Source organism: Paenibacillus sp. FSL H8-0259, from assembly GCF_037963255.1.
Classification (GTDB): Bacteria; Bacillota; Bacilli; order Paenibacillales; family Paenibacillaceae; genus Paenibacillus_AQ; species Paenibacillus_AQ phytohabitans.
In genome coordinates, this window is record NZ_CP150147.1 from 211,052 (window position 1) to 233,306 (window position 22,255).

General features: G+C 50.1%; 15 protein-coding genes. 10 read left to right on the plus strand and 5 right to left on the minus strand.

Features of this window, described 5'->3' with window-relative positions; genetic code table 11:
- The first annotated feature begins 173 nt into the window (after positions 1-173).
- From NSU01_RS01025 to NSU01_RS01045, 5 genes are all read left to right on the plus strand, one after another.
- Complete coding sequence (locus tag NSU01_RS01025; protein WP_039296876.1) at positions 174-962, plus strand: nucleotidyltransferase domain-containing protein; 789 nt, start codon at positions 174-176, stop codon at positions 960-962.
- A 34-nt stretch (positions 963-996) separates the two neighbouring features.
- Positions 997-2,262, plus strand: a complete 1,266-nt coding sequence (locus NSU01_RS01030; RefSeq protein WP_076243437.1) for a class I SAM-dependent methyltransferase — start codon at positions 997-999, stop codon at positions 2,260-2,262.
- 3 nt (positions 2,263-2,265) lie between these two features.
- Positions 2,266-4,863, plus strand: coding sequence for a metallophosphoesterase (locus tag NSU01_RS01035; RefSeq protein ID WP_076243438.1), 2,598 nt, complete (start codon positions 2,266-2,268; stop codon positions 4,861-4,863).
- A 170-nt stretch (positions 4,864-5,033) separates the two neighbouring features.
- Positions 5,034-5,483: a LytTR family DNA-binding domain-containing protein gene (locus NSU01_RS01040; protein WP_076243439.1), complete on the plus strand. Its 450-nt coding sequence runs from the start codon at positions 5,034-5,036 to the stop codon at positions 5,481-5,483.
- A complete protein-coding gene (locus tag NSU01_RS01045; protein ID WP_076243440.1) occupies positions 5,476-5,886 on the plus strand; it encodes a hypothetical protein in 411 nt (136 codons plus the stop codon). Before NSU01_RS01040 ends, NSU01_RS01045 begins: the two co-directional genes overlap by 8 nt.
- Positions 5,887-5,984: 98 nt before the next feature.
- Here the strand turns inward: NSU01_RS01045 and NSU01_RS01050 are convergent, their stop codons facing one another.
- On the minus strand, positions 5,985-8,366 hold the full coding sequence (locus NSU01_RS01050; protein WP_076243441.1) for a glycosyl hydrolase family 65 protein: 2,382 nt from the start codon (positions 8,364-8,366) through the stop codon (positions 5,985-5,987).
- 281 nt (positions 8,367-8,647) lie between these two features.
- On the minus strand, positions 8,648-9,586 hold the full coding sequence (locus NSU01_RS01055) for a hypothetical protein (RefSeq protein ID WP_076243442.1): 939 nt from the start codon (positions 9,584-9,586) through the stop codon (positions 8,648-8,650).
- 153 nt (positions 9,587-9,739) lie between these two features.
- Between NSU01_RS01055 and NSU01_RS01060 the strand changes: the two genes are divergently transcribed.
- Positions 9,740-10,462: a GntR family transcriptional regulator gene (locus NSU01_RS01060; RefSeq protein ID WP_042132808.1), complete on the plus strand. Its 723-nt coding sequence runs from the start codon at positions 9,740-9,742 to the stop codon at positions 10,460-10,462.
- 61 nt (positions 10,463-10,523) lie between these two features.
- On the opposite strand, the gene NSU01_RS01065 is transcribed toward NSU01_RS01060, so the two are convergent.
- Positions 10,524-11,609 carry a hypothetical protein gene (locus tag NSU01_RS01065; RefSeq protein WP_076243443.1) on the minus strand — a complete coding sequence of 362 codons (1,086 nt, stop codon included), beginning with the start codon at positions 11,607-11,609 and terminating at the stop codon, positions 10,524-10,526.
- Between the two features lie 343 nt (positions 11,610-11,952).
- Between NSU01_RS01065 and NSU01_RS01070 the strand changes: the two genes are divergently transcribed.
- Positions 11,953-14,337: a phosphoketolase family protein gene (locus NSU01_RS01070; protein WP_076243444.1), complete on the plus strand. Its 2,385-nt coding sequence runs from the start codon at positions 11,953-11,955 to the stop codon at positions 14,335-14,337.
- Positions 14,338-14,775: 438 nt separating this feature from the next.
- Here the strand turns inward: NSU01_RS01070 and NSU01_RS01075 are convergent, their stop codons facing one another.
- Together NSU01_RS01075 and NSU01_RS01080 are read right to left on the minus strand one after the other, a co-directional pair.
- Entirely contained in the window at positions 14,776-15,639 is an 864-nt protein-coding gene (locus tag NSU01_RS01075) for a TIGR03915 family putative DNA repair protein (protein ID WP_076243566.1), read from the minus strand.
- A complete protein-coding gene (locus NSU01_RS01080; RefSeq protein WP_231575387.1) occupies positions 15,639-16,952 on the minus strand; it encodes a putative DNA modification/repair radical SAM protein in 1,314 nt (437 codons plus the stop codon). The genes NSU01_RS01075 and NSU01_RS01080 overlap by 1 nt, the downstream gene beginning before the upstream one ends.
- A 194-nt stretch (positions 16,953-17,146) precedes the next feature.
- On the opposite strand from NSU01_RS01080, the gene NSU01_RS01085 reads away from it, so the two are divergent.
- The 3 genes from NSU01_RS01085 to NSU01_RS01095 all read left to right on the plus strand — a co-directional run bounded on the left by NSU01_RS01085 (position 17,147) and on the right by NSU01_RS01095 (position 22,217).
- Complete coding sequence (locus tag NSU01_RS01085) at positions 17,147-17,338, plus strand: hypothetical protein (protein ID WP_039296893.1); 192 nt, start codon at positions 17,147-17,149, stop codon at positions 17,336-17,338.
- Between the two features lie 692 nt (positions 17,339-18,030).
- Positions 18,031-20,817 (plus strand): glycoside hydrolase family 3 C-terminal domain-containing protein, encoded by a 2,787-nt coding sequence (locus tag NSU01_RS01090; RefSeq protein WP_076243445.1) that lies wholly within the window; start codon positions 18,031-18,033, stop codon positions 20,815-20,817.
- 113 nt (positions 20,818-20,930) lie between these two features.
- Positions 20,931-22,217, plus strand: a complete 1,287-nt coding sequence (locus tag NSU01_RS01095) for a glycoside hydrolase family 18 protein (protein ID WP_076243446.1) — start codon at positions 20,931-20,933, stop codon at positions 22,215-22,217.
- The last annotated feature ends 38 nt before the right edge of the window (positions 22,218-22,255 follow it).

The window sequence follows — 22,255 nt, forward strand, 5'->3', positions numbered from 1 at the left end:
ATTCCTCCAGCCTGTAGCGCATCCATTAGAAGTGATAGTACCTACTTATATTAAGCACCAGAGTTGAATAAAATGGAAGGTTTTTTGCCTGCCGCCATACTTCCGCCCTGTTCGTGAATGGGAAAATGAGGGAAGATAGGTTCATGAAGCCGAGTTGAACTGGAGTGATAACAATGACCCCTATAAACAAACTTATCCGCGGCCAGCTGGAACAGATTGAACAGGAGGAGCAGGTTGCCATATTGTATGCCTGTGAATCAGGCAGCCGGGCGTGGGGTTTCCCCTCGCAGGATAGTGATTATGATGTGCGGTTCATATACCTGCATAAGCCGGAATGGTATTTATCTATCTACGATAAACGGGATGTCATAGAGCGTCCGATTAACAATATGCTGGATATCAACGGCTGGGATTTACGTAAGGCGCTTAATTTATTCCGTAAGTCCAATCCGCCGCTGCTGGAGTGGCTGCAATCGCCGATTCAGTATGCAGAGAAATTCAGTGTAGCCGGACAGCTTAGAGGGATATCGCCGTATACCTTTTCACCGAAATCCTGTATGTACCATTACTTGAATATGGCTAAAGGCAATTACCGCGATTACTTGCAGGGCGGGCAGGTCAAGATCAAGAAATACTTTTATGTGCTGCGCCCGGTTCTGGCCTGTGAATGGATTAACCGTTATGAAGAGATGCCGCCGATGGAGTTCGATGTGCTGGTAGACCGGCTGATTCCGCAGGATGGAGAGCTGTGGCAGGTAGTGCAGCAATTGCTGGCACGGAAGAAATCCGGTGAAGAACTGGATGTTGAGCCGCGGTTAAGCGCCATTAACGATTATTTGGAAGAGCAGCTTCAAGTGCTGGAGAAGGTGGCAGCGGCGGCCTTGAGTATCAAAGAGGATAACCGGGACCAGCAGCTGGATGCCCTATTCCGGGAGGCGCTGCAGGAAGTATGGGGAAAGTGACTGAGACAGAACGACTGACAGGAGGAAGATCGTAGTGGCTATTGTACAACTGAAATCTACAAATCCGAAGTTCACCTTTTTGATCAAAAAGAATCCGCAGAGCGGCATGCAGCTTCGCCCGGTCCGCAAAGGAATAGCCTATGGCTGGTATTCGGATGATATGACCTATAACGTTTTTTTCAAGGATGCAGATAATGAACTCTCCTATAAGCAGAACGACAGTGACAGCTTTGAGTATCTCAATGTCTCCCGGTATAACACCCCGCTGTTTCCGCTGAATGCGGTTAATGAGTTCTTCTCCACGCCTGTTAAGGCGCAGGACGAGCGGGACATTGAAGGCTACGAGCATACCTTTTATATCCATATGGTTCAGGTGGAGCGGCTGCACTATATTGAATTTTTCAACAAGCATCTGAAGGATTATACCTTCTCCCTGCAGCATCAGGCGCATAAGAGCTACTCACTGACCATTACCACGCATAAAAGCCTGTATCACCTCCTGCATGTGACTCAGGTGCTGTCCCTGTTCTTATCCATATTTGGGGATGAGTATATCGATATTTCGGATCGCATTCTGGATAAATATATCCGCAGCCTGAATGTGATTGATGCCCCTTTTTATATCCGCAGTCTGTTTGCACGGAGCTTCCTTACTACCCGGGAGCTGTTCAAGCGCTACAAAGCCTCTATTGAGCAAACGGAGCAGGCTTCCATCGGGCTGGAGTATGGCGGTACGGCGATGCAGCGGCGGACGTTTATCTCAGGTGTGCTTCCATTTAATAAGCCGGTTCTGGATATCGGTTGCGGGGAGGGCTTCTATGCCATTCCATTTGCCGGGAAGATCGAGAGTACCTACTACGCCGTGGATATCAATGCAGAGCTGCTGGAGGTTGTGAACCGGAAGGCAAAGGCCAAGCAAATCGATAACATCGCTACCTTCGGCTCGCTGGATCATTTTCTGGAGTCGTATAACGGGGAGCAGGTCGATGTGATTCTGACCGAAGTGGTAGAGCATATGAGCGAGGATGAAGCGGCTGCGCTGATCCGGCAAATTATCGGAAGTGTGGATTTCGAACAGCTGATTGTGACCACGCCGAATGCCGACTTCAACCGCTATTATGAGCTGGAGGGATTCCGTCATGAGGATCATAAGTGGGAAATGGGTATTGATGCGTTCCGTGATTGGTTTACAGATACAATTCAAGGCCTGGCCGTTGAGGCGGAGTACGGGATGGTCGGTGACCGGGTAGATGAGATCCGGACGACGCAAAGCGCGATTGTGCGCAGAAAGGAGGAATAGACAGTGGACATTCAAACCAGGGTACACACGATATTCATGCTGGTGGGGGCAACGGAATGCGGAAAAACGACATTTGCCAAGGAAGTCCTGATCCCGCAGCTGAAGCTTGCGGATAACTCCAAAGGGCTGCGCACGAATGTGCAGTACCTGTCCTCGGATAGCATCCGGCAGGACATCTTAGGTTACGATTACGACAAATATGATCAGGTGATGCTGGAGGCGAGCTCGCATACGTTTCAATTGCTGTTTGAGCGGCTGAAGCTGGTGACCTCCTGGCCGATTAATGCGGAGTTTGTGATTATGGATACGATAGGACTGGCTGAAGATTACCGCAGTAAAGTCCGCGCCATTGCCCAGGAGAATAATTACAATCTCGAGGTTATTCTGTTCGATTACCGTAAGCGGGAGGATTATTATGCCTCGGAGCGCTCAAAGAAGCTGATTTCGGGCCATCTGAACCGGCTGAGAAAAGAAGTGCTGCCCGTATTGTCCCGCGAAGGCTACAACAAGATCCATAAGGTGCGCGCCAAAGATTTCCTCCTGGAAGGGGAGGCTGAAGGTCAAGGGCTGCCAAACCCGGATTACCGGGTGAATATTGAGGATTGGGAGACTTACGCAGCCTCGGTACTTCCGCAGGATCAAGAGTATATTGTGGCCGGCGATGTCCATGAGTGTGTTCAAGAGCTTCAGGGGCTGCTGCGCAGCTATGGATATAAGCTAGAAGAAGGTAAGTTAAGCGCTACAGATAAGCTGGGTAACACAAAGATTATTCTTGTAGGGGACTGGATAGATAAGGGCAAGCAGACCCGGGAGACGATAGAGTTCCTGTACGGGAATCGTGAGCATTTCCTGTTGGTGATGGGCAACCATGAGAATTTCGTCTATAAATACCTGCGGGGTGAGATTCAAGGGACCGATCCGGAGCTGCTAAGAACGTATTTCGATTCGACCCGGGCTTTAAAAGAGGACGCTGAGCTCTTCCGTAAATTCTCGGTACTGGTGGAGGATTCCAAGCCCTTTTACCGCTATATCGGTATGCAGGGTCCTTCCTTCTATGTTACGCACGCGCCTTGCCGCAATAAGTACATCGGGAAGCTGGATACGAATTCGCTGCGCCATCAGCGTAACTTCCGGCTGGACCGTGAGGCTGCGTATGAGCAGCAGCTTGACTTCCTGAAGCAGGAGGCGGTGAGTAATCACCCGTTCCATCTCTTTGGTCACATTGCCGCCAAGCAGACGTTCCGGATCAAGAACAAGCTCCACCTCGACACTGGAGCCGTACAGGGAAATGGGCTGACGTCTGTCCGCATGTCGTTCAAGCCTTTCTACAAAAGCCATAAATCCCACCAGATTGTGCTGCAGGAAGAGCTGCCGACGTTGTTCCATGAAGAGCAGCCCGTATCGCTGCAGGAGCTGGATTACGAAGCTGTGCGCAGACTGCAATATTCCTCGAGGAACCGGGTGAACTTTATCTCCGGGACGATGTCACCTGCGGACAAGGATGTGGCTGCCGGTGAGCTGGAGTCGCTGCGTAAGGGTCTGGATTATTTCGCTGACCGGCGCGCTTCTGAAGTTGTCCTGCAGCCCAAGTACATGGGATCACGCTGTAGTGTGTACCTCTACCGGGATATAGAGCAGTGTTATGCAGTCAGCCGTAACGGCTATAAGGTCAAGGCGGTTGACTTGGCTCCAATCTACGAAGGTCTGCTGCAGAAATTCGGACCGTATATGGCTGAGCAAGGCATTCGTGTGCTTCTGCTGGATGGGGAGCTGCTGCCGTGGAAGGCGCTTGGCGACGGGCTGATTGAACGCCAGTTCAAGCCGATCGGCAAGGCGCTGGAGACAGAGCTGGAATTCTTAAGACAACACGGGTTCGAAGAGTCGCTGGGTAAGCTGATTCAGGATTATGAGGCGAGCGGATTTGAGCAGGATCAGCATCATCTGACCAAAGAGGCGCTTAACAGCAGCTATGGAGCTCATGTGTACCAGACGTATAAGCATATCCGTGACATACGAGATTCCTACGTGGACCTGGACCAGCGGGACGAAGCTTACCGGGTATACCAGCAGCAGCTGGAGCTGTATGCGGGTGACGCGGAGCTGGAGTATAAACCTTTTGCCATCCTGAAGGAAGTGCTGGAAAGTGGAGATGAACGGATACCTGACGGCCTGACTTCGGAACAATACCGTTTCCTAAATGACGACGAAATTCTGGTGCTCGACTTGAATGAGCCGGATGCCTACATCAAGGCAGAGGCGTATTTTGCAAAAGTAACGGTGGAAAAGGGTATGGAGGGTATTGTGATTAAGCCTGAGCAGGAGCAGCAAGGGGTAGTCCCTTACCTGAAGGTCCGTAATCCCGGCTACCTGTCGATCATCTACGGGTATGACTACAAGTTCCCGCATAAATATGCCAAGCTGATGAAGCAGAAGAATATCGTTCCCAAGCTGCGCACGTCCTTAGCCGAGCACCGGCTGGGCAGACAACTGCTGGAAGTGAAGCTGGATGAGATTTCGGCTGAGAACGAGGTCTACAAGCAGATTGCGGCCAACCTGTTGTTTGAGGTAACGAAGGAGAAGGAGATGGACCCGCGGTTGTAGCGGGAGGTGAGACAGACTGCCGGGAAGATCCCGGCGGTCTTATTTGTGTCTGGGGAGCAGGGGGAATATCTCTCCTGAAACAAACCGACGAATATATGCAAGAAAACGTAGAATGGTGGTCATTGCTCCTTTTTGATACTAATATGAAATCTGAGAGGAGGCAGTGCAGCTTGGATATTATTTTTGAAGCGGAATCAGGTATGGGGCAAGGAATTGCGAAAATAGTCACCCACCCGGCTGAACAGGGGCAATGGGGAAATATCGAAGCAGCCATTCAGGCGGCGGAGAGACGGATCGTGGTAATCAACGCCAAGAATGACCGGAATGTTTCGATTGTGACCAACACTATTGCAGTTATAGAGCCGGAAGGCCGGATGTGCAGTGTACGTGTCATTACCGGTGAAATGTTTCTGCTGAATACACGGTTGAAATTCGCATTGGAAGTGCTGGATTCACCCCGGTTCATGAAAATCAATAATCAGACCATCATTAACACCAGCTACATTAAAGAATTCTCAGCCACAGATAATGCCCGGATAAAAGTGAATTTGACAGATGGTTCATATTATTATGTCAGCCGTTACTATATGAATAATTTCAGGAGGAGTTATCATGGCTAATCAATTAAAACAGTCGTTTTTTCAGGTGTTCACCTTAACTTCGTTATGGATCATGCTGCTGCTTACGGTCTTCTTCCGGGAGCAATCGCTGGATATGCTGTATCTCTGGCGGCTTGCGGGTATCGCTGTTATTGCTGCGGGGATCTTCGGAGTTATGTACAATGTGCTGTGGAATCATTTCACGCTACGGCCGCTGTGGAACATTCTTATTTCTTCGACCCTCAGTATAGCAGGCGGAATGGGGATGGTGTGGCTGTTCTCTGTAGATATGTTCAACCATATCAGACCATGGCTGCCTGCAATGCTGCTGTTATCCGTTGTCCTGCATACAATTGCGTTCTACTTCTATGCCAGATTGAACAGTAAGAAACAAGCTGCGGAGTTGAATAAGATATTGAAGTAGACCGGAGTCTGCGGGGGCCACAGAGGAAATGTCTGCTATACCGCAAAAAGAAAGAGAGCGTCCGTAACCGGTCCGCTCTCCTTGTCTATCCCTAAACGTTATCCCATAACAACCAGCACATCATTCTCTGCCGCCAATTGGGTAACCGGAATCAGGTCGCCCTGAATTTCTTCGCCGTTAATGACGATATGCGATACTCCTTTTTGCACGCCGTTCTTGTTCTCAACCCGGATGTTCAGCTTCTTGCCGCGGAATTCCCGCACCATAGAGAATTCTGTCCATTCGGAAGGGACGCACGGATTCAGGCGGAGGCCATCCTTCTGCGGCTGAACCCCCATAATGCCCTCTACCAGAGAGACCATAACGGTCGAGGCGGTGCCGGTGAGCCAGTGGACATGTGCCCGGCCTTGGTACGGGCTGTCCTTGGATTCAACAAACTGGCCATGTACGTATGGCTCCAGCTTGCGGACCTCGGCTTGATCGTTCATGCTGGCCGGACTGCAGTTCAGGAAATACTCGAACGCGCGGTCGCCGTTGCCGATCATCGTCTCGGCCAGAATCAGCCAACCCTGCGGCTGGCTGAAGATCCCGCCGTTCTCCTTGGTGGAGGCATTGAAGAGGGCCATTAGCGCTACAGGCAGACCGTATTTACGGAACGGCGGATAGAAAATCATAGAGCCGTAATCGGTCCGCAGATTCTCGTACACTTTATCCATGGAGAGCTTGGCCTGTTCCGGACGGGCAGCGCCGCTGAGAACCGCCCAGCTTTGCGGATTCAGCCAGATTTTGCCCTCATCGTTCTCCCAGGAGCCGATGGTATAGTTGTCTTCGGTGAACCCGCGGACGAACTGGTCATTCTCCCAGGCATGCTTTTGAATATTGCCGTCCAGCTCTTCGAGCAGCGCCTGTGCCCACTCTACATCTTCCGGCTTGTTTTTATTCCGGGCAATTTCCATGAATATTTTGAAGCCCATGTACAGCTGGAAGGCAACGAACAGAGACTCTCCCTTGGCTCCAAGCCGCAGACAGTCGTTCCAGTCGGCATGCAGCCCAACCGGCATCCCGTGTGCACCCATGCGGTCCAGGCTGAACTGCAGGGCCTGGCGCAGATGTCCATATACGGTATCCTCGCCTTTATCCGAATAAGGAACTACTTCATCCGTAAAGCCCCAGTTACCGCTTTCATTTAAGTATTTGATAACCGTCGGGAACAGCCACAGGGCGTCATCCGCACGATAATGGGGATGTCCGGTTTCCCGCACGTATTCCGGGTCGTCCGGTGTGCCTTCATGGCCCGGATTATGATCAAATTTGACGAGTGGCAGTCCGCCGCCATTGGATACCTGGGCCGAAATCATCAGTCGTAGGCGCTCAAGGGCCATCTCATGATCCAGATGGATAATGCCTTGAATATCCTGCACGGTATCCCGGTAGCCGAGCCCGTTACGCAGACCGGAGTACTGGAAGGAGGCAGCACGCGACCAGATGAAGGTAATGAAGCACTGGTAAGCATTCCAGGTGTTGATCATATTGTTCAGATTGTCGCTCGGGGTCTGAACCTGGAAGCGGTTAAGCTTGCTGTGCCAGAACGCCTTCAGTTCTTCGAGCTCCTTCTCTACCACAGACAAATCTTTGTAGTGACTCAGAATCTCAGACGCACCTTGCTCATCATACTGTCCCAGCAGGAAGGCGACTTCTTTCTCTTCTCCCGGCTGCAGCTCCACATTGATCTGCAGGGCGCCGCAGGCATTGGTATTGTAGTTGAGTGAATTGGAACATTCGCCGTTCGCAACGGAAGCCGGGTTCCCGTAGCTGCGGTAATCGCCCAGGAAGGTATCGCGGTCGCCGTCGTAACCGGTAACTTCCGCGCCGGCTGCGCCGAAGAATCTCCAGCTCTGCTCTTCGGGGATATTTTCGTTGATGACCTGAAGGATCATATTATTCTTATAGTAGGTGCGTGAGATAAACAGGGTGTACTGCAGGTTGACGGTATCCTGCTCGTAGTTGTTATTGTTGGTCAGTTCGGCAAATCCGAAGAGAGCCAGCTTCCGGGGTTTGGTGCCGTCATTACGCACCTTCATCCGCCATACCTCATAGGTTTTGTTCAGCGGCACATAGTATAACGATTCCGTATGGATGTTATCGTAATCCGAGACGATGTTCGTGTATCCGGTTCCATGATGGCATACCGATTGGTATTGTTCCAGATCTTTACCCACTGGCTGCCAGGAGCCGGACCAATAATCCCCGTTCTCCAGGTCTCTTACATAAATGTAGCGTCCCGGCTCGTCCTTAGAGTTGAAGTGGTAGCGGAGATGCCGTCCGTTGGCCCCGGACTTCACGAAGCTGTAGCCTCCGGCATTTCCTGAGATAATCGCGCCGTATTCCGGCGAGCCAAGATAGTTGGCCCAAGGGGCAGGTGTATTAGGCTTCGTGATGAGATACTCTTTGTTCTTTTCGTCAAAATGACCGTATTGCATAACCATTCCTCCTACAAAGTGGATGACAGGCAGGAGTGTAAACACGCGTTCACAAACGGTTGGAATTTCCCGCCCAATCTCATTATAAGACAGTTTCGGCCTACTAAGAAACCCTAATTTTTAGTGTAAAAAGCAAACAATATAATATTTTTATAGGTGTTTGTTATATTGGAACCGGGTAATCTCATGGATATGATTATGGGGAGCATTGATCAATAAGCATCTATAGATAAATGCAGTCCTTTCCCCCCAAGGAGATGGACTGCATTTTTAATTAGCAATTATTTGATTGCGGCGTCTACTTCCTTCTCAAAGGCCTCCAAATACTGATTGAAGATTCCGGTATCAAAATTCGCGGTGGTATCGTTGGCTTTGGGCGGATTCTGTTGAACCAGGCTGTATAGACGATCAGTTTCGGAGGAAAGCTTCGTCCAGACCTGTTTAAGAGAATCATACTTGGAATCAAGACCGGTGATATAGCTGTCGTATTCCTTTTTCTTATCCATGGTCTTGGCCAGCTGCTCAACGGTGAAATTGATATCCAGACTCTGTCCTGTACTGCCGGTCCCGCTATTAATATACGAATGGATGTCAACAAATCCCTCGTTCCACACGTCGGAGATTACGAAATTCCGGATCTCTCTTAACATTTCGCTAGGAGCAGGTACGGTTGATAACGAAGCTTCCGGGACTGGCTCTTTGAAGACCTTTCTTGCTTCGCCGAATGTTTCCTGGTCTGATGAATCTGTTGCCCAGATAATTTTCAGGTCACTGATAAGAACGATCAATTCGCTTTTGAGGTTAGAGGCTTTTTGGCCTTGGATTAACACGGCCTCAACTTTCATACCGCCTTCATCAGAATAATGTGTAGACTCGAGAACCTGGGGATTCTTAAGTTTCTGGTCATCAGGTGTTTCTACGGATTGAATCATTTGAAACAGCGGCTGGGCATCCGGATAGACGTTGTCTGTAATGAAGGTTTTTTTTGCTTCACTATCCGATCCGTTTAAGAAAATGTTAACGTAGTCAAGCGCCACAGCTTCTGTATCAGACAATTTTTTTGGTGCAGGTGTTGGCGCCTCGGTAGGAATTGAGGATGCCTGTGTTTCTGCCGGAGCAGCTGCTGTAGTCGCCGATGGCTCTGCCGTGTTTTTATTTGAGCTACAGCCCGTTAGTGCCATAAAAGCAATAATAAGTCCGATAACAAATTTTCTCTTCATTTTGTATTTCCCCCTGGTAATATATTTATTTCCAGTTCTATGTACGCGGTTTGACAGGCGGGGTTTCAGGTTTGAAATTTGAGCGCTATCATTCATCCTAATATGATATATTTAATATTGAAGTTTAGGCTCGACCCGACGAAGGAGTACTACATGACACAATTTGTCTACAAGCAAATTATTGATGACCTCAAAATGAAGATTTTTGCGGGACGGTTTGCTGATATGAGATTGCCGGATGAGCGTAGTCTCAGTGAAACGTATCAGGTTAGCCGCAGTACAATTAAGCGTGCGCTGACCAAGATGGAGAGCTACGGCATTATTTTCAAGAAACGCGGATCGGGAACCTTTATTAACCCGCTGTACATAAAAAACGATTCGATTTTTAATTACGAAGGCTCTAATCTGGGGGTCTCCGACAACTTCCAGATGCATGGCAAGAAGCCGGAGATCAAAGTACTGAATTTCGAGGTTATCCGGCCAACAGAAGAGCTTCAGCGTGATTTGTTCTTGCAGCCCCATGATTTTGTATATAAAATTGTCCGCCTGCGCCTGTTTGATGAGGAGCCCTTTATGATTGAGACCGGATATATTCCGATTAAAATCGTACAGGATCTCGATATGGCGATTATCGAAGGATCGATCTTTCATTATCTGGAGGAGTCGCGCAATCTGGCGGTTACCAAATCTTTTTTATCTATTTTTGCCGAGCCTTCCCTGCCTAGTGATCAGGAATTGCTCCACTTGAAGGAGAATGAGCCTGTTGGAATCATGGAAGGGATCTTCTTCCTGGATAACGGGACGCCGTTTGAATTCTCGCATATGCGCTTTCATTACCAGTATCTGAAATTCAACACGTTCGTGTCTGTTCATTAACGAAAAAAAGGCCGGGGAATTTCCCGGTCTTTTTGGGGTCTGCATATAATTTAGCCTCGGTTTAGCGAGGGTTTACGGTTTGTTGGGAATGCTTGAACAGCTCTTTCAGGGCAGCCAGGCTGCTGACTTTACTTATCTCTTCTTTCTTGAGGGTTACTGACTCTGTCTCCGTGTTGGTTTCGTACTTCAGGTGAAGAGCGGTCATGTTAAGAGGCAGCTTAGGGATAAACATAATCACCCTGGTGTAGGCCTCATAAATTTCAGCAAGAGCATCTTCCCTTTTCTCTGCTGTTATTGTGTGGGCGGACACATAGGCTTCAAAGCTGTTCAGGTCATTCCCTGTAAACTTTATTGCGAAATTCCCGCTGAAGTCCGGATATTCTGTATCAAAAGTATAGGCCACCCGATCGGCAATCCCCCGTCCAGCCTGACTTACGATTTTCTGTTTAAGCTCCTCTTCACTCAAAAGCCGGAATCCTTTTTTCCAGTGCTCTCCTACTTTAAAATCAAAGCCCGGCAATTCAAGCCGCTGAATAGCTATGCCTGCATCTTCGGAGGAAACGCCCAAGTCATCTTCAAAGCGGAGAAAAAGTTGTTTTAGACGGTGGCTTTCTGCTTCACTGAAGAATGCTTTGGCTTTGGAGGCGATCTCGTCCAGATTCGCCCGGTTCACCGCTACGTAATTTTCATCAGATATCTCCCGGGACGAACGGGTTCCCCGATAAATAGACATAGGAATATCCTGCAGCTCAATGCCAAAATATTTCTTAACCAGAAGAGGATAATACTTCTTTTGAGCGGTTTCCTCATAATTGTTGCTGAGCTGTCTCCTAAGCGGAAGACCGCCATCCACATGGCCGTTGGTGCGGCTTACCGTAAATACCAAGCTGCGGTCATTCGCCGGCGATGCCTTAAACACCTGATACCCGTCCTCATTTAATCCTTCTTTAGACACGATAACAAATTCAGATTGATAGGTTGCATTTAAGGCCCGGACGATTCCTTTTTGATAAAGGTACCCGCTTTTGGCCAAGAATAAACCGAACCCTGTCCAAAGGCACAGGCCGATTGCGGCAAGAAGGATAAGTCCTGTAAGGGTCACTTTTACCGTAATACGGGATCGGGAGGGGGTGGATGAAGTTCTCACGAATATCTGTTCTCCTTCCTGATAGCAGCTGGGTGATATGCTTATGATTTAAACTTGTAAGTAATTCCCACAAAATGATACCGTATTTGGAATGGTGATGTCCAGAAGGGAGATGCTTTAGAAGTTTTTTCATCGAAAATTTGATTAGAATTTATTTACATAAATCATAAAATAAAGGTTATATATAAATTTATTGCTCCCGATTTCATACTATGTTCAAAATTTCACAATATTGGACCGTATCAATTGCTAAAAAGATTGAATTTATTAAAGTCAGGAGTATGATGTAACTGTAGAAGTGATACATTCAAAATACAAAGATAAAAATTAGGGAGTGGAAGAAATGGGATTATCAATCGCACAGGTGGATTATTCTTCTAAAACTTATTTGGCAAAGCTTGACGCCTACTGGCGCGCAACGAACTACATCTCCGTGGGTCAGCTCTATTTGAAGGATAACCCGTTGTTAAGAGAACCTTTGAAGGACGCAGACGTAAAAGTGAAGCCGATCGGACACTGGGGCACAATCCCTGGGCAGAACTTTATCTATGCGCATCTGAACCGCGTAATTACTAAATATGATTTGGATATGTTCTATATTGAAGGTCCGGGCCATGGCGGCCAGGTTATGGTATCGAACTCCTATCTGGACGGAAGCTACACCGAAATCTACCCGCAGATCACTCAGGATATCCCTGGACTGAAGAAATTGTTCAAACAGTTCTCCTTCCCGGGCGGAGTGGCTTCCCATGCTGCCCCAGAAACACCAGGATCGATTCATGAAGGCGGCGAGCTGGGTTACTCCTTGTCTCACAGTGTGGGCGCAGTTCTGGATAATCCGAACCTGATCTCGGCAGTTGTTGTAGGTGACGGCGAAGCAGAGACCGGACCTCTGGCGGCTTCCTGGTTCTCCAACCGGTTTATTAACCCGATTACAGATGGTGCGGTGCTGCCGATTCTGCATTTGAACGGCTTCAAGATCAGCAACCCGACCATTCTGTCCCGGATGTCCAGAGAAGAGTTAACGGCTTATTTTGCAGGAAGCGGCTGGGAACCGTTCTTCGTGGAAGGCGAGAATCCTGATCTGATGCATCCGGAAATGGCTAAGGTTCTGGACACCATTATTGAGAAGATCGAAGCGATTCAGAAGAATGCCCGTGAAAATAACGATACCACACGCCCGGCTTGGCCGATGCTGGTCTTCCGTACGCCTAAAGGCTGGACCGGTCCGAAAGCGTGGGACGGTGTGCCGAATGAAGGCTCCTTCCGGGCCCATCAGGTGCCGATTCCGGTAGATCAGAAGAACATGAAGCATGCGCCTGCATTGCTCGAATGGCTGAACAGCTACAGACCTGAAGAATTATTTGATGAGAATGGCCGTTTGAACGCTGATCTGGCTGAGATTCTGCCTACTGGTAACAGACGTATGGGGATGAACCCTGTAACGAACGCCGGTAACCTGATTAAAGATCTGCACAAGCCGAATTTCCGCAACTATGCACTGGATAATTCCGTACCGGGTCAAGTGATCGCGCAGGATATGGCTGTACTGGGCAAATACCTGAAGGAGGTTGTAACGCTCAACGAAGAGAACCGCAACTTCAGAATTTTCGGACCGGATGAAACGATGTCGAACCGTCTGGGACCTGTGTTTGAGGTAACGAAACGCCAGTGGATGGATTCCATCCAGGAACCGCAGGATGAATTCCTGGCTCCTTACGGCCGTGTCATTGATTCCCAATTATCCGAGCATCAGGCGGAAGGCTTCCTCGAAGGTTATGTATTGACCGGACGTCACGGATTCTTCGCCAGCTATGAAGCGTTCCTGCGAGTTGTTGATTCGATGATTACCCAGCACTTCAAATGGCTGCGCAAGGCTACAGATCAAACTTGGCGCGCAGATATCCCGTCCTTGAACGTCATTGCCACATCAACTGTGTTCCAGCAGGATCATAACGGTTATACTCACCAGGATCCGGGTCTGCTGGGTCATCTGGCTGACAAGAAGCCGGAATTTATCCGTGAGTATCTGCCGGCGGATGCCAACTCCTTGCTGGCTGTCTTCGACACCATCCTGAATGACCGTCAGAAGATCAACCTGATTGTATCGTCCAAGCACCCGCGTCCGCAGTGGTTCTCGGCAGATGAAGCTCAGGAACTGGTGGACAAAGGCCTCAAAATCATTGACTGGGCAAGCACCGACAAGGGCGGAGAGCCGGATGTGGTTATTGCTTCGTCGGGTACAGAACCTACTATGGAGAGCTTGGCTGCAATCTCGATTCTACATGAGAAGCTGCCTGAGCTGAAAATCCGCTATATCAACGTGGTAGATCTGCTGAAGCTGAGAAGCCAAAAGCTCGATCCGCGCGGCTTATCTGACGAGGAGTTTGATCAATTTTTCACAAAGGATAAACCGGTCATCTTTGCCTTCCACGGCTATGAAGGCCTGATCAAAGACCTGTTCTTCGACCGCCACAACCATAACCTGCATGTACATGGCTACCGCGAGAATGGCGACATCACTACACCGTTCGATATGCGCGTACTCAACCAGATGGACCGCTTCGACCTCACGAAGGAAGCTGTGCTGAGTTTGCCGGATGCCGGCAAATATCAGGCGATTGCTGATGAAATGGATGCCATGGTGAAGAAACATAACCAATACATCCGTGAAGAAGGCATCGATCTTCCAGAGGTTGAGAACTGGGTATGGAAGGCTTTGAATTAATTAACGTTCACACGTGTAAATTGAATTAAATAGTAAGTTCTCAAGAAGGGAGTGCTCCGGGTGGTCATGATAATGACTGCGGGGCACTCTTTTTGTGCTGGATAATATTATAACCAATGCATTTTGAGAGAAAATGATAGTGTTGATTATCCGACTTGAACAATATCGCCTTTATTCACGGGAATTCAGGATATCAGCTTTGTCCCTATTTCGATCATGGATTAAGTCTATTATCAGACACGGCAGATTATCCTTTAAGTATGCCAATAGATGTTGCTTTGCGAAGCGTCAAAGCCAAACCGTTCAGCAAAGATTTCTCCAAACAGGCCCGTGCACTTGATACAACCCTCCGGTTTAATCGCTACTCTGTACTGCAATTCATAGAGCAAAATGATAAGGAACTGGGCAGAGTGTCCAAGGTGCTCAGGTCACAAATGCTTAAGTATGAGTATTTGTTTGTCTGAGTGAAGCCGGGAGCGGGCCGATTGTCTTCGGCGGCTCCGGCTGTAACGCCTTTTTCCGCTGCGCAGCAGCGAGTGCAGGGACGCCATTACTGCCGTTCATCTCAACCATATGCTTCCAGTACCGCTTGGGCATCAGCGAGGAGCGCAGGCGGTCGTTTCGGCGCTCCTTGATTCCGATCGCGTGATAGAACCCTGTCCACAGGCGGCGATAAGCCTCTTCAGCTTCATCCGGCTCAGGCGGGGTCCAGCCGCTTAACGGAATGATGGCCTCCCGTCCGGGTTCATGAATCAGCGCTACTTCATGAGTCTGGTCGTAGATCATGAAGCTCTCGCCCTGGAACCGGTCGCAGAAATGCTCCTGAATGACCGGAAGGATATATCCCTGCGGTTCAATAACCGCAGCCATGACCGGACCGTATACAGAGAAACGGACAAACCCCAGATACAGATGACCTTCCCGCCGAAGCTGCTGAACCGCCTTCTGTAAGGCGTGTACCGTATCATCGGCCAGCATATTCATCACCTTGCGGCCATGCTTGAAGCCGAGATACAGAAAATTCAGCAGCAGCAGTTCCTTCCCCGGTGTGTTTGACCAGAACCCCAGACGGACCAGTTCCTCCGCTTCCGGTGAGATGCGGAGCGGAATGGACTTAAGGACTCTCTCCGCCTTCGCCTTGTCGGTTTCGATCCACTTCGATTCCAGCAGCAGGCCTTGCTCCGCACCTTCTGAATGAACAGCAAGCGGAATTTCCTTCCAGGTATAGCTCTCAAATACACAGCACAGCAACCCTTCAAAGCTGCCATCATAGGTATAAGCCAGAGCGGACGGCTTGAACATCAGGCTTCCGCTCCTTTCTTGAATTCCGCCCATCCTCCTGCAGCCGGCAAGGCCGCTGCGTAGTGGTCGTCGAACAAGGTCAGCTGCTCAACTTGGTGCGGCTGATAGGGGGCCAGCTGTTGGCCGGACATTAGTGAACGAAGCAGGGTATGTTCACTGACTTTCAGCCCTTCCAGCGGTTTGCCCTTGCAGGTGATGAAGAATTGGGCCCGCTTGAGCACGACGCCAAGCTTCTTCAGCGCTTGGAAATCCAGCGTTCCCGCCCGTCTTGCCTTCACTATCCGCTGTGCGCTCCTTACGCCGATACCGGGTACACGCAGCAGCATTTCATACGGAGCGCGGTTGATCTCAACCGGGAACTGCTCCCGGTGGTTAACGGCCCAGCTGCATTTCGGATCAAGCAGCGGATTGAAGTTGGGTACGGCTTCGTCCAATAATTCGCTTGCCTGAAAGCCGTAGAAGCGCAGCAGCCAATCAGCCTGATAGAGCCGGTGCTCCCGCAGCAGCGGAGGTTCGGTGTCCAAAGAGGGCAGCAGCGAATCCTCGATCACCGGGGTATAGGCAGAGAAAAACACGCGCTTCAATGCGTACTTCTTGTACAGGCCCTCCGTTAGATTCAGAATTTGATAATCCGTATCGGGCGAGGCGCCCACAATCATCTGTGTGCTCTGGCCGGCGGGAGCGAAGCGGGGAGCGTGATTATATTTAACGATATCGGAGCTGTTCTCCGTAATCCGGTCTTTAATCAGCCCCATCGGCTTCAGAATGGATACTTTGCTCTTGTCGGGAGCGAGAACCCCGAGACTCTCCTGCGAGGGCAGCTCGATATTGACGCTCATGCGGTCAGCAAGCAGTCCGAGTCTGGACAGCAGGGCGTCGTCAGATCCGGGAATCGCTTTTACATGAATATAGCCGTTGAAATGGTACACATTCCGCAGCAGCTCCAGTGCTGCTATCAGTTGCTCGGTTGTATAATCCGGATTGCGCATAATCCCTGAGCTGAGGAACAGCCCTTCTATGTAATTGCGGCGGTAGAACTGCATGGTAAGATCCGCGATCTCTTCGGGGGTAAAAGCCGCCCGGCGGACGGGATTGGATTTGCGGTTAATGCAATAGGCACAATCATATACACAGGCGTTGGTCATAAGCACCTTCAGCAGCGAAATACAGCGGCCGTCCGCCGCAAAGCTGTGGCAGATGCCCATTGCAGCAGTACTGCCCAAGCTTCCGGCCTGGCCTTTGCGGTCTGAACCGCTTGAAGTGCAGGCTACATCATATTTGGCCGAAGCGGTCAGAATCTCAAGTTTCTCCATAACATCCACGATCACAAGCCCCCTCATAGAGGAAAGTATATAACGAACGTATGTTCTTGTCAAAGGCATCTCTATGTGCCGGTTACCCGTGCAGAATGTATGCGCATTCCTTATTATGCTATAATAGTTTCTAATGGTTCATAGCATTTAGAACTGTACTGTTTCTGAAAATTGGGTTAGGAGTGTTGCTGGGAATGAGAGGATACAACATTTGGCGGCCAATCATGCTGATTGCGGTTGCGTTGCTTACGAGAACCTTGGTTTCAAGTATTTGTCTGATGTTTGGGATGTCGCAGGAATCGGCAAGCAGCGTCGCCATGCTTGGTATGGTTGTTGCCGCTCTTGTAATGTATAACCGTATGATGAAGAGCCGCCGCCGCAAATAAATAGAAGTCCGTAAGTTCCCCGGGTGAAACGAATTGTATGCGAGAACATTTGAAGACACCCGCACAGGTGTCTTTTTTCATGGTTTGGGGAATTACACCATTCCCCAAACCTTAGATGGAAACAGCATTGGAGGGGAGGGCTGCGGCGGCGGCCAGAAATAGATGGATTTTGTCCACTTGCTAATGAACGTAAGAGCCTTTGCCAAGCAACAGTTGGAAAAACAGCACTTAATAGGCTACAAATAGATCAGAGTCGAGATAATGCAACAGAATAAATGACGTTTATCCATTTAATTACGTCTAACTCTCGAATAAACCTAAATTAGGATACGTTTTTCCAATTAATTATGCGGAATGCATGATACCCCTATGACCACCATTGTATGTCACTACTAATTTTAATGGGAATTTAGCCGGCAACGGTGATCAAGGAACTAATCTAATGTAGTAAGGTGCTGATTCGCCCTCCGGGCGATTTTGTTCTTAAGAGGGGTTCCGGGCGAAGAGAATGCGGTTGCCCGGTTTTGCTTTTTAAGCTGCAGAGCTTGTATATTAGGGCTGTAGCTTTTATTCTTAGAAGGATATGCTATATAAATAACAACAAAGGTTCAAGATATCGTGAATCCCGTAAGGGAGGGTGTTATCTATAGAATCAATACACGTTGGGAAACGAACAAACAGGAGGAAACCAATTGAGTACACAGAATATCGGAGTGCCGTTAGAGGGTTTTGCAGAATTTAGCCGGGTAGTAGCCGCAGAGGGCACGGTGTTGCTTAAGAATGAGGGGCAGGTGCTTCCGCTTGGAAACGGCGAGAGCGTTGCCATTTTTGGCAGAATACAAGTGAATTACTACCGCAGCGGTACAGGATCAGGCGGAAGTGTTCATGTTGCATATACGACTAACCTGCTCGACGGTCTGCGCAGCAAGAAGAACATCAGTGTTAATGAAGAACTGGCAGCAGCTTACGAGGATTGGATCGGACTTAACCCGTTTGACGACGGCGGAAAAGTATGGGCGGCTGAGCCGTGGAACCAGAAGGAAATGCCGCTTACGGATGAGCTGGTGAAGAAAGCAAGAAGCCAGTCGGCCAAGGCTGTCGTAGTGATTGGACGTACCGCCGGTGAGGATCAGGACAATGCCGATGCACCGGGAAGCTACCGGTTGACGGAAGATGAGAAGGCTATGCTTACGCAGGTTACGGCTCATTTTGAACAGATTGTTGTTGTGCTCAATGTCTCGAATATTATGGATATGAGCTGGGTTAACGATGCCGGATATGTACATCCCATCTCTGCTGTGATCTATTCCTGGCATGGCGGTATGGAAGGCGGCAATGCGATTGCCGATGTACTGGCCGGAGAGGTGACGCCAAGCGGCAAGCTGACGGATACGATCGCGTATTCCATTGAGGATTACCCGTCCACAAGCAACTACGGCAATGAGTTCAAGAACCTGTATGAGGAAGATATCTATGTAGGATACCGTTATTTCGAGACCTTCTGTCCGGATAAGGTTCAGTATGAATTCGGCTATGGCATCTCCTACACCGCCTTTGAGCTTGCGCCGGAGGAAGCGAAGCTGGTGGACCAGGCGGGTGAACCACAGATTCAGATCGGTGTAACTGTAACCAATACAGGAGATACCTACTCCGGTAAAGAAGTGGTGCAGGTATATTATGAAGCGCCGCAGGGACAACTGGGCAAACCAGCCAAAGCGCTGGCGGCATTCGGGAAGACCAAGCTGCTTGAGCCGGGAGAGTCCCAGCACCTTACGGTAAGCTTCCCGCTCCATTCTCTGGCTTCGTATGATGACGCCGGAGTGACAGGGCACCCTTCCGCTTATGTACTGGAAGCTGGAACCTACCGCTTCTACGTGGGAACCAGTGTTAAAGCCGTGACGGAAGTTAACGTAGATGGACAAGCAGGTTATGTTCTGGATGAGCTTAAGGTTGTAGAGCAGCTGCAAGAGGCGATGGCACCGACTGAGAGCTTCAAGAGAATGAAACCGGGGGCCCGGAAGGAAGACGGTTCTTATGAACTGATCTCTGCTGAGGTGCCGGTACGCAAGGTAGATATGGCAGCGCGGATTGAAAGCAATCTTCCGGAGACATTGGTACAGACCGGCAATCAGGGCCATACCTTGCGAGATGTTCATGAAGGCAAAGTCAGCATGAATACGTTCATTGCCCAGCTCAGCGACCATGATCTGGCGGCCATTGTCAGAGGCGAAGGAATGAGCAGTCCGCTGGTTACGCCGGGGACGGCTTCGGCTTTCGGCGGAGTCAGCGACAGCCTGTTCAGTTACGGTATTCCGGTTGCCGCTACAGCAGACGGCCCGTCCGGTATCCGGATGGACAGCGGACAGAAGGCAACCCAGGTATCGATTGGCACCCTGCTTGCTGCTACATGGAATGCAGAACTGGTTGAAGAGCTGTATGTTATGGAAGGCCAGGAATTGTTACGCAACCAGGTGGATGCTTTGCTGGGACCGGGTCTTAATATCCGCCGCAGTCCGCTGAACGGGCGTAACTTCGAATATTTCTCTGAAGACCCGCTGATCTCCGGGATCTTCGCTGCCGCGTGCACACGCGGTATTATGAAGGGCGGCTCCAATGCCACGCTGAAGCATTTCGCCTGCAACAATCAGGAGAAGCACCGCAGCAAAGTGGATGCTGTCGTATCCGAACGCGCGCTGCGCGAGATTTACCTGAAGGGCTTCGAAATCGCTGTGAAGCAGGGCGGTGCGAATTCAATCATGACCTCCTACAATCCGGTCAACGGACACTGGGCAGCTTCCAACTATGACCTGAATACCACGCTGCTGCGCGGTGAATGGGGCTTCCGGGGGATTGTAATGACCGACTGGTGGGCAATCATGAATGATGTCGTGAATGGAGGGACTGCGGACCGCAAGAACACGAACTGGATGGTCCGGGCACAGAACGATCTGTACATGGTAGTATCCAATTATGGTGCGGAAGTCAACGCCTATGATGACAATACGCTCGAATCATTGGAGAATGGAACGCTTACCCGCGGCGAGCTTCAGCGCTCGGCCATCAACATTTGCGAATTCATCATGCAGGCACCGGTCTTCTCCAGAAAGCATGAGATTGTAGAAGCTGTCGAGACCTTTAAGGCAGACTCTTCCCTGGCGGTTGAGCAGGTTCAGGTGTTGAGCCAGAACGCACAGGTTGCACCTAGTGTGTCTGGACCAACCTATATCCAGGCGGATGAAGCCGGTGAGTACCGGATCTTCGTCAGCATCATGTCCCCGGAACCTGAGCTTGCCCAAAGCGCCTGCAACGTGACCCTGAACGGACAGCCAGTGACCACCATTCAGACGAACGGGACAGAAGGCAAATGGATCAGACAGAAGCTGGTCAAGATCGGACTTGAGGCCGGTCTGTATGAAATGAAGCTGGACTTCGTCAAACCGGGTCTAGAAATTGAGTGGATTGAATTCAAGCAGGTGTAACAGCTTTTAATTTCAGGACACCCTCCGGGGTGTCTTTTTGCGTCCGCATACCTGCAGCACTGCCGAATAAAATAGGGGTATAACTGCTACTATGAAGGGGTGAGCATGGAAAGATGCAAATACATGTTGTGCAGCCGGGACAGACGCTGTATGGGATCGCTGATGCTTATGGCGTGAACATGGATACGATAACTGAGGCGAATCAGTTGTCTGCGCCAGAGAGACTGGTCATTGGACAAACGCTGGTGATTCCTATCGTAGGCCAGTATTATTGGGTTCAACAGGGGGATAGCTTCTATAGTATCGCGAAGAGATTCGGCCTGAAGGCCAGCGATCTGGCAGAAGTGAACGGGCTGACGCTGAACCTGCCGCTGCAGGCCGGGTTCCGCCTGTACATACCTCCTGTGCCAAGGCGGCAGGCAGAAGTGAATGCCTATATTGAGCCGAGAGGGGAAGCGGTCTCCCAGGCGCTGCAGAATGCTGCCGCAGAAGCTGCCCCTGAGCTTACGTATCTGGCTCCGTTTAGTTTCCGGATTAAGCGGGACGGCTCGCTGCAGGCGCCGCCGCTGGATAATCTGGCTTCAATCGCGGCGCAGAACCGGGTCACGCTGATGCTGGTCGTCACGAATCTGGAGGATGCCCAGTTCAGCTCGGAGCTGGGACGGATTATACTGAATGATGTAGCGGTGCAGGACCGGCTGCTGGAGAACATTGTGACAGAGGCGAAGCGGCTGAATTTCAGAGATATCCACTTTGACCTGGAATTCCTCCGGCCGGAGGACCGCGAAGCGTATAATGCCTTTTTGCGCAAGGCAGCGGACATCATTCACAAGGAGGGCTTCCTGCTGTCGACTGCACTTGCTCCCAAAACCAGTGCCTCCCAAACCGGGGCCTGGTATACGGCGCATGACTATAAAGTGCATGGCCAGGTTGCTGATTTTGTCATTATTATGACCTACGAATGGGGATACAGCGGAGGCCCGCCGATGGCCGTTTCGCCTATAGGACCGGTGCGTCAGGTGCTGACGTATGCGGCCAGTGAAATTCCCCCCGGCAAAATTATGATGGGCCAGAATCTGTACGGCTACGATTGGACTTTGCCTTATGTGGCTGGCGGAGAGTATGCCAAAGCACTTAGCCCGCAGGCGGCAATTGATCTGGCGAGGAACAGGAATGCCGCCATTCAGTACGACTATAAAGCCCAGGCTCCGCATTTCGATTACACCGATGACGCAGGCCGGCAGCATAAGGTATGGTTCGAAGATGCCCGCTCGATTCAGGCCAAGTTCGATTTGATCAAGGAGCTGGGTCTCCGGGGCATCAGCTATTGGAAGCTTGGTCTGCCTTTTCCGCAGAATTGGCTGTTAATAGAAGATAACTTCATTGTGGTCAAAAAATAAACCGGCAACGTCCCCCTTTTTGGCAGAAAAGCAGCTGA

What these genes read in the sequence shown, in the direction of transcription:
- NSU01_RS01025 (WP_039296876.1), top strand. Translation starts at nt 174, where the DNA reads ATGACCCCTATAAACAAACTTATCCGCGGCCAGCTGGAACAGATTGAA.
- NSU01_RS01050 (WP_076243441.1), bottom strand. Translation starts at nt 8,366, where the DNA reads ATGCAATACGGTCATTTTGACGAAAAGAACAAAGAGTATCTCATCACG.
- NSU01_RS01085 (WP_039296893.1), top strand. Translation starts at nt 17,147, where the DNA reads ATGAGAGGATACAACATTTGGCGGCCAATCATGCTGATTGCGGTTGCG.
- NSU01_RS01080 (WP_231575387.1), bottom strand. Translation starts at nt 16,952, where the DNA reads ATGGAGAAACTTGAGATTCTGACCGCTTCGGCCAAATATGATGTAGCC.
- NSU01_RS01095 (WP_076243446.1), top strand. Translation starts at nt 20,931, where the DNA reads ATGCAAATACATGTTGTGCAGCCGGGACAGACGCTGTATGGGATCGCT.
- NSU01_RS01055 (WP_076243442.1), bottom strand. Translation starts at nt 9,586, where the DNA reads ATGAAGAGAAAATTTGTTATCGGACTTATTATTGCTTTTATGGCACTA.
- NSU01_RS01060 (WP_042132808.1), top strand. Translation starts at nt 9,740, where the DNA reads ATGACACAATTTGTCTACAAGCAAATTATTGATGACCTCAAAATGAAG.
- NSU01_RS01045 (WP_076243440.1), top strand. Translation starts at nt 5,476, where the DNA reads ATGGCTAATCAATTAAAACAGTCGTTTTTTCAGGTGTTCACCTTAACT.
- NSU01_RS01070 (WP_076243444.1), top strand. Translation starts at nt 11,953, where the DNA reads ATGGGATTATCAATCGCACAGGTGGATTATTCTTCTAAAACTTATTTG.
- NSU01_RS01075 (WP_076243566.1), bottom strand. Translation starts at nt 15,639, where the DNA reads ATGTTCAAGCCGTCCGCTCTGGCTTATACCTATGATGGCAGCTTTGAA.